Below are 7,801 nucleotides of genomic sequence, written 5' to 3'. Positions count from 1 at the left end.
CTGTTAGGTACAGATATTTCCGATGCAGCTATTGCCCAGGCCAGTCAGGGGATCTACAGTAAATTTGAGATTGAACGTGGCCTTGCACCTGACATTCTCCGCAAGTACTTTTCACCTGTAAGCGGAGGCTGGAAGATAAAAGACGAGATCAGGGCCATGGCTACTTTCAGGAAACTGAACCTGATGTTGCCATTCAAAGCCCTCGGTAAATTTGACATAGTATTTTGCAGAAATGTGGCCATATATTTCAACATGGAAGATAGAAAGAGGCTGTTTGAAAGAATAGCGGAGATTCTGGAACCTGACGGTTATCTGATAATAGGATCTACTGAATCTCTTACCGGGATCTGTCCGCGGTTTAAGCCGCACAAACATATACGTTCCATATACTATCAATTAGTGCCTGACCATAAATAAAATCAGGATACAGTGGTGTTTCCTTTCCGGAAATGTGATTTCTTTTACAAAATCGGGAGAAGCAATGGGTTGAGTGTTGTGTCTTTTCCGTTTCGTCTGGACGGCAGACATAACAATGCACAGGCAGGCACTGGAATTGTGAAGCAGCCTTGTATGGATGGAAACAGGTTAAAAAGAGGGAGGTAAAAAAATATAATGACTCTCAGAATATTGGTTGTTGACGATGATCCTGTTACAAGGGAACTTGTAGTAAAAAAACTTACACAGGCCGGTTACGAGGAGACCAAAACAGCGGAAAATGGAAAGATGGCTGTTGATCTTATCAAAAACGACTATTACGATGTGATTATAACGGATCTTATGATGCCCGGTGGTGTGAATGGTATTGGTGTGCTGGAAGCTGCCAGAGAGAAAAGCAGTCGGACAGGGGTAATTGTTATGACAGCTTTTGCCTCAGTCGAAAATGCAGTGGAGGCCATGAAAAAAGGGGCTGTTGATTATCTGCAAAAGCCGTTGAATTTTGATGAGCTGTTTATTAAGTTAACAAAAATAAATGATATGAAGAAATTGGCGGAAGAGGCGTGTGAGGTGCGTGAGGCTATGGACGTAACTGAAAGAAACGCCAGCCAGACTATACAGGACCTTGAAATGGCCGTTTCCATGTTACAGGATAAGGTGAATGCTGCCAGCGAAATGCTGTCAAGGACTGATCTTGATGAAAAGACACGTATTGATATTGCCCTCAAGGCGTTGTTGCCTTGATGGATATTTGATGCTCTCCTGTTTTTGTTTTCCCTTCGATAACATCCTGTGGTTCTTCCTGTTCATGAATCCGGTCATGCCGGTTTAAGGCCTGCTCCTATCCTTGCTTTCTTTTTTCTGTCCAAATACATTAAGTGCCTGTATAATCAACAGGTCTATGTGTCTCATGGTAACATTTAAGGGGGGTGGGAGAATCTTTGTGCCGTTTGATGCAAATATATCTGTTGTAAGCATAGAAGATGAGATGAAAAATTTTTTATCTTGAATATTCTGTTGAAAAATCTGCCAGGGTGGTTGGAGATATGATTGGTAAGTCTCATCCCCATGGCGATACGGCGGTTTATGATGCCATTTGTAAGGATGGCCCGGGATTTTTTTATGAGATATCCCCTTGTAGACGGGCAGGGAAATTGAGCAGATAACGGCTTTCAGGAAATTGTTCTCAATACTTAAGGTACGCTTTTATCTTTTGGGCCTATCGAAAGTTCGGCATAGCAACCATTGAAATTGGAAAAAGCTAAACCGGCATGGCCGGATCCAAAATATCCTGGCCACCCACGGATACGAAAATAGAGACTGGTCTTTCAACATGGTTTTGTGTGTTTTCATGGTAAAAAAATCAAGAGGTTTTTTTAGATGTCAAATTTAGTTATAGTAGGTTTCTTTATTTTTATTGTAGCTGTAACTATGACAATGGTGGGAAAAGGAGGTGGAAATTTTTATGTAGTAATTCTGGCAATGGCCAACATTCCCATGCACGAAGCAGCAACAACAGGTCAGTTTATTCTTTTCTCAGCTTCTGTTGCAGCTATGATTATTTTTCAAAAAAATAAATCTGTATCCTGGATGTTGGCTATTCTAATTGGTACATTTACATCTCTATCAGCACTTGCAGGAGGATATTTTTCTCATCTTTTTAGTGGTTTTTCATTAAAGTTGATATTTGCAGCTATGTTATTTATAGCAGGACTATTAATGTTAATACCTGTTTCAGAAAATAAAACCACTGTAAAGAACAAACGTTTTGGAATCATTAATATTAAAGCAGGTGATAATGTATATAATGTTAACTTATACATTGCATTACCAATCATTATTTTAACTGGTTTTGCTGCTGGAATGGTTGGCGTATCAGGGGGATCTTTTTTGGTCCCTTTGATGGTCCTAGCTTGTGGAGTACCAATGCATACAGCAGTTGGAACTGCATCCACATTAATAGCAGCAACTGCTTTTATGGGTTTTATAGGACATGCTATTCACGGAGATTTTAATCCACATTATGCTATCCCACTTGCTTTTATTACAATTTTAGGTGGAATTATAGGAGGAAAATTTTCTCTGAAGTCAAAGCCTAAAAATTTGAAAAAGCTTTTTGCCTATACAAATTGGATAGCAGCCCTTTTTATGGTCTTTAATGCACTTCATACAAAAGGAATAATATAAGGCTGGCATAATTTATTATCTAAAATTAGAGAGAGTAGAATTTGCAATTGAGCCTGTAAAACTGCGTGTTACACAAGGTGGGCATAACATGACCGCTCTTATTAAAGGACTGTATAAACACAGAGATTCATAGACTGCAACCCGCATAGGGCGGGTTGCTAGTCCAGTATAATTGGCTGGTTATTTAAATCCCTCTTGTTTGTGTTTTTCTGCAATAGTTTCAGCCAATTTCTCCAGTGCTTTAAAATCAGCCTCTGACGGCTTTCCTTTGGAAAGAACAGGTTCGATAACTTCCACCTTTAGATTAGGGATCATTTTTGCCAAAGTTTCTACTGTCTTTCCACCCCACCCATAGGAACCGATAATGGAAAGGAATTTTGTATTTGGCCTCAATGCATTTGCCAAAAATGCAGCATATGCAGCGTATGGATGAGGGCCGGCCAAGATAGTTGGAGTTCCAATAACTATAGTAGCTGCATCCACCAGGGCCATGGCTAGCTTTCCTATATCAGTAACAGCAAGATTGAACTGTTCAACCATAACACCTTTTTCAACAAGAGCAGATACAAGATAATCTACCATCTGCTTAGTGCTTTCATGCATGGTTACATATGGAATGACTACTTTGTTTCTGGGCATTCCTAGCACCCACTCTTTATAGGCATCTATAATTAAAGAAGCCCTGGGATATATTTGCCCATGACTGGGAGCTATCATTTCTATGTCATAAGGAGCGAGCTTCTCAAGGTTCTTTTGAATCACATTTCTAAAGGGCATCATGATCTCAGCAAAATAGCGTTTTGCTGCCTCCAACACTCGTCCTTCATCTGTAACAAATAAATCACTAGTAGCAATATGGGAACCAAAAAAATCACAGCTAAAGAGAATTTTGTCTTCTTCCAGATAAGTACACATGGTCTCAGGCCAGTGGACCCAAGGGGTATAGACAAACTTCAAGGTCTTATTGCCAAGGGATAGGGTCTCGCCATCTTTTACAGTTATGAAATATTCTTCAGGTATTTGCAAAAGGTCCATAAGCATTCCTTTTGCCCTGGTGCTTGTTATTACCTTTGCATCAGGAAATTTTTCAAGCACCATTGGAATTGTTCCTGAATGATCCTGTTCTGCGTGGTGTGAGATGATATAATCAAGCTTTGAAATCCCCTCCAATTGGGAAAGTAGTTCGTGGGCCATAGGGGGATCAACAGTGTCCAAAAGCACAGTCTTCTCACTCCCTTCAATAAGATATGCGTTATAGCTTGTCCCGTCTGGAAGCGGGACAAGGGTATCAAATAGACGCCTATCCCAATCCACCGACCCCATCCAATAAATTTTATCTTTAATTTTTCTTGGTTTCATAACACCTCCTGTGTTTGTTTTTCAGTTCAATGCGCCTGATTTAATGACTGTATAATTGAGAATACTCCAAAAAGATTATATGTCAACAACAGGATAAAAATTTCACTGCTAATCTTGGCAAGATTAGGGATAATTGATAAAATTCAATTTGCCTAAGCAATAATTCTCTGTTATTATTTAAGGATAAACAGGTAAGAAAAAATTTTTTTCAAAAAATAGTCCAAGGGGAATAGTTATGTCAGAGGAAAGGATGGAACAAGTTAAGTCAGAATACAATAAAAAAGGGCCAATGCCCAAGGTGGACTTTATTACCTTTATTATGTCCCTTAGCTCATCAGCTTTAGTCCATCTGGGAGAAGTCCCAGATCCTGTTACAGGGAAAAAAGAAGTTGACCTAGACCTTGCGAGACATACAATAGATGTGTTATCGATGTTGGAAGAAAAGACCAAGGGAAATCTAAGTAACGAAGAAGAGGATTTCTTTAAAAACATTTTGTTTGAACTCAAGATGAAGTATGTACAACGTGCGTAATCATGAAATATAGGAGATATATCTATGACCATTTTTGTTGGAATAGTAGGAGCACTGGGATATACTGGCACAGAGCTAATTAGAATTATCACCAATCACCCAAAATTTGAGCTTAAATTTGCCACATCCAGGCAAGAGTGTGGCAAAAAATTAATGGATATATTTGGCCATCTTATGGGAACAAAAGAAGGAGAAATTGAGATAATCCATCCAGATAAATGTAGAGATGTTAATGTAGATCTGGTTTTCTTAGCAGTGCCTCACAAAACAGCCATGGACATTGCACCTATTTTTTTAGATAAAGGGGTTAAAGTCATTGATCTTAGTGCAGACTTTCGTCTCTCAGATCCACATATTTATGAAGAGTGGTATCAAACCAAACACACGCAAAAGGACCTCTTAAATAAGGCAGTGTATGGATTAATTGAAATTTACAAAGATCAAATAAAAAACGCTCAATTAATTGCAAATCCTGGTTGTTATCCAACTTCTATTATTTTAGGTCTATACCCAGCTTTAAAAAATGGGTTAATAAATCCATCGCCTATTCTAATAGACAGCAAGTCTGGTACAAGTGGGGCTGGTAGATCTGCAAAATTGGGCATTATTTTTAGTGAAGTGTATGATAATTTCAGACCGTATAGTGTGGCAGGAGCTCATAGGCATACACCAGAGATAGAGGAACAGCTAAGCAAGATCGCAAATACAAATATAACTGTGTCATTTAATCCCCATTTACTCCCTATTCAGAGGGGAATAGTGTCCACCATGTATGTAACACTAAAACATAACATAACTTTTGATCAATTATATGAAACATATCTTGAATTTGCCAATGAAAATAAATGGATCAGATTATATCCAAAAGGCAAATTAGTAGAGGCCAGATTTGTAAGAGGCACTATGTATTGCGATATTTCATTGTGCTTTGACAAAAGGGCAAATACAACCTTAATAATATCCTGTATTGACAATGTTTGTAGAGGGGCATCAGGACAGGCTGTGGCAAATGCAAATCTCATGTTTGGTCTTGGAGAAGATACAGGGTTAGAAAATTTAGCCCTTATCCCTTAAACTTGATTTTAGACCATGGTAACCAACAATATATCACAAGAACTCTTTATAGCCAGACAGCCTATCTTTGACGGAAAACTGCGTATCTATGGATATGAACTTCTATTTCGCGATGCAGATATGGAATCTGCCAATGTCATAAATGGAGAGGTGGCAACATCTAAAGTCATTATAGACGGATTTAGTCTTGCTCAAAAAGGTATACCTAAAAAGACATATTTTTTTATAAACTTTCCATATAAATCTTTAATTTCTGGTATAGCAGAAATATTACCAAAAGAAACAACAGTAGTAGAAATATTAGAAGATGTTATAATTGACAGAGATATATTAAGGGCCTGTATTGATTTAAAGAAAAAAGGGTATCTTTTAGCGCTAGATGATTTTATAGGGCATGTAACAAACAAAAAATTATTTAAACTAATTGATATAGTTAAAATAGACATCCTCAATATGGAAGTTGCAACAATTGAAAAATTAATATTACTAGTAAAAAATTTAAATCCTACAATAAAAATCCTTGTAGAAAAAGTAGAGGATAGAAATACATTCAATATAACAAAAAAAATGGGTGCAGACCTATTTCAAGGCTATTTTTTCCAAAAACCCGAATTGGTTAAAGGTAAATCCATACCACCAACTACTATAACCAAATTAAAATTACTTGCTTTTTTCTCAAAAAAAAACACAAGTGATGATCTTGATGAATTAGAAAATACTATAAAAACAGATCTTTCTTTAAGTTATAAACTCCTGCAATACATAAATTCACCTGCCCTAGGACTCGCCAATAAAATAAAAAAAATAAGGCAGGCCATTAATTTACTTGGTTATAATAATGTTGTTAAATGGTGCAGAATATTTTTACTTAGTACTATAAATCCTTCAGATAGAGGTATTGAAATTATCCGTCAGTCCACAATTCGTGGATACTTTTTAATGGGGTTAATAGATTTTTTAAAAACAGACCACACAGAAGATGAATTATTTATGCTGGGGCTATTCTCCCTTTTGGACGCTTTATTAGATCAGTCAATGGAAGATATTTTGGCTTTATTGCCACTGGATGATACCATTAAAGATACTTTACTCGGTAAAAAAACCCGTCTTTATCCCTATCTAAAACTCATAGAAAAACAGGAAAGGGGTGATTGGAAGGGAGTCTTAAACTTATTAAAGGGACTAAAAATACCTTTAGATATCGTGAGTTCTGTGTATGCCAATGCTCTTGAAGAGACAGACAAGTTATTTAAAGCTACCCACAATTAGTCTCTCTCATCAATCACTCTTTTAGATTTTGTTAAGGTACCAGGGAGATTTCCAAAGTCAAGGCAAACACTTAAATTCTCCATTTCTGGTATAGTTTTAATCTTCTTTGTGACCCTTTGCATAATAAATTTCAAGCAACTATTGAAAACCAAAAATAAATTTTATAGTATAAAATAAAAACTTTATTTATGGAGATTGTATGAGAATAAAAGTTGAATTGAATTCAAATGGTTTTATTCATCTTAAAAAGGGTTTTTTAAGGACCCTACAAGGTTTAATCTACAATCTATTAGATGGTCCTTCCGCTATCTGGCTTCATAATGAAGGTTTTAAATATGAAAAAAGAAAATTTAAACTTTTTACTTTTTCTTCAATATTGGAAAAAGGAAGGTTAGATAAGAAAAATAATATGTTTTCATTTCCTCCAAAAATTAGCTTTTATATCTCATCTCCTGTAAATTGGATTTTAGAGCAAGTAGCCAAAAATTTTATAACAGGAGATGAGTTTCTTTTGGGTGAGAACAAAATTTTTTTAAACTCCATTGCAGTGTTACCACCTAAAAAATTTGGATCTAAAATTAAAATCAAATCCCTAAATCCAATCGCCATGCGTTCTACTGGAGATGATGGAAAATATAAACTCTGCCCTCCAGGAAATAGATTTTCCGAGTCAATTAGCAAAAATCTACAAAAAAAATGGGTTGCTTTAAAAAAAGAAGAGTGCCCCTATGAGCTTAAAATCGAGCCTATTCAAATAAAGAAGGCCGCTATTTGGTATGGAAATAGAGAAAAAGGCGCAGTGATCGAGGGCTGGAAAGGAGTGTTTGAACTGTCAGGAGAGCCAGAGTTTTTGAAATTTGCCTATGATACAGGACTTGGAGAAAGAAATTCCATGGGATTTGGGATGTGGGAAGTAATAGATAGATGGATGAAAAGGGAATAAAT

The 7,801-nt window shown here is 36.6% G+C and carries 8 protein-coding genes and 1 pseudogene; 8 read left to right on the top strand and 1 reads right to left on the bottom strand.

From position 1 onward, the window contains the following. The 4 genes and pseudogenes from ACY2V1_RS07640 to ACY2V1_RS07625 all read left to right on the top strand — a co-directional run. On the top strand, positions 1–417 hold a 417-nt coding region (locus tag ACY2V1_RS07640), incomplete at its 5' end, for a CheR family methyltransferase (protein WP_461834206.1). Between the two features lie 195 nt (positions 418–612). Beyond that, on the top strand, positions 613–1,179 hold the full coding sequence (locus ACY2V1_RS07635) for a response regulator (RefSeq protein WP_461834205.1): 567 nt from the start codon (positions 613–615) through the stop codon (positions 1,177–1,179). A gap of 275 nt (positions 1,180–1,454) precedes the next feature. Next, positions 1,455–1,590: pseudogene (locus tag ACY2V1_RS07630) on the top strand (DNA gyrase subunit A); the annotation flags it as partial. Positions 1,591–1,815: 225 nt separating this feature from the next. Continuing rightward, positions 1,816–2,622: a sulfite exporter TauE/SafE family protein gene (locus ACY2V1_RS07625; RefSeq protein ID WP_461834204.1), complete on the top strand. Its 807-nt coding sequence runs from the start codon at positions 1,816–1,818 to the stop codon at positions 2,620–2,622. 180 nt (positions 2,623–2,802) lie between these two features. On the opposite strand, the gene ACY2V1_RS07620 is transcribed toward ACY2V1_RS07625, so the two are convergent. Further along, positions 2,803–3,981 carry an FprA family A-type flavoprotein gene (locus ACY2V1_RS07620; protein WP_461834203.1) on the bottom strand — a complete coding sequence of 393 codons (1,179 nt, stop codon included), beginning with the start codon at positions 3,979–3,981 and terminating at the stop codon, positions 2,803–2,805. Positions 3,982–4,216: 235 nt separating this feature from the next. On the opposite strand from ACY2V1_RS07620, the gene ACY2V1_RS07615 reads away from it, so the two are divergent. The 4 genes from ACY2V1_RS07615 to cas6 all read left to right on the top strand — a co-directional run bounded on the left by ACY2V1_RS07615 (position 4,217) and on the right by cas6 (position 7,799). Beyond that, on the top strand, positions 4,217–4,513 hold the full coding sequence (locus ACY2V1_RS07615; RefSeq protein WP_461834202.1) for a DUF1844 domain-containing protein: 297 nt from the start codon (positions 4,217–4,219) through the stop codon (positions 4,511–4,513). Positions 4,514–4,537: 24 nt separating this feature from the next. After that, positions 4,538–5,587, top strand: coding sequence for an N-acetyl-gamma-glutamyl-phosphate reductase (argC, locus tag ACY2V1_RS07610; RefSeq protein WP_461834201.1), 1,050 nt, complete (start codon positions 4,538–4,540; stop codon positions 5,585–5,587). Positions 5,588–5,602: 15 nt separating this feature from the next. Further along, a complete protein-coding gene (locus tag ACY2V1_RS07605; RefSeq protein ID WP_461834200.1) occupies positions 5,603–6,856 on the top strand; it encodes an EAL and HDOD domain-containing protein in 1,254 nt (417 codons plus the stop codon). Positions 6,857–7,055: 199 nt separating this feature from the next. Beyond that, a complete protein-coding gene (gene cas6 / locus ACY2V1_RS07600; protein ID WP_461834199.1) occupies positions 7,056–7,799 on the top strand; it encodes a CRISPR-associated endoribonuclease Cas6 in 744 nt (247 codons plus the stop codon). Positions 7,800–7,801 lie beyond the last annotated feature (2 nt).

Source organism: Desulfothermus sp. (genome assembly GCF_053993635.1).
The sequence above is the reverse complement of the archived record's forward strand: the minus strand, read 5'-3'. Positions and strand labels throughout refer to the sequence as shown.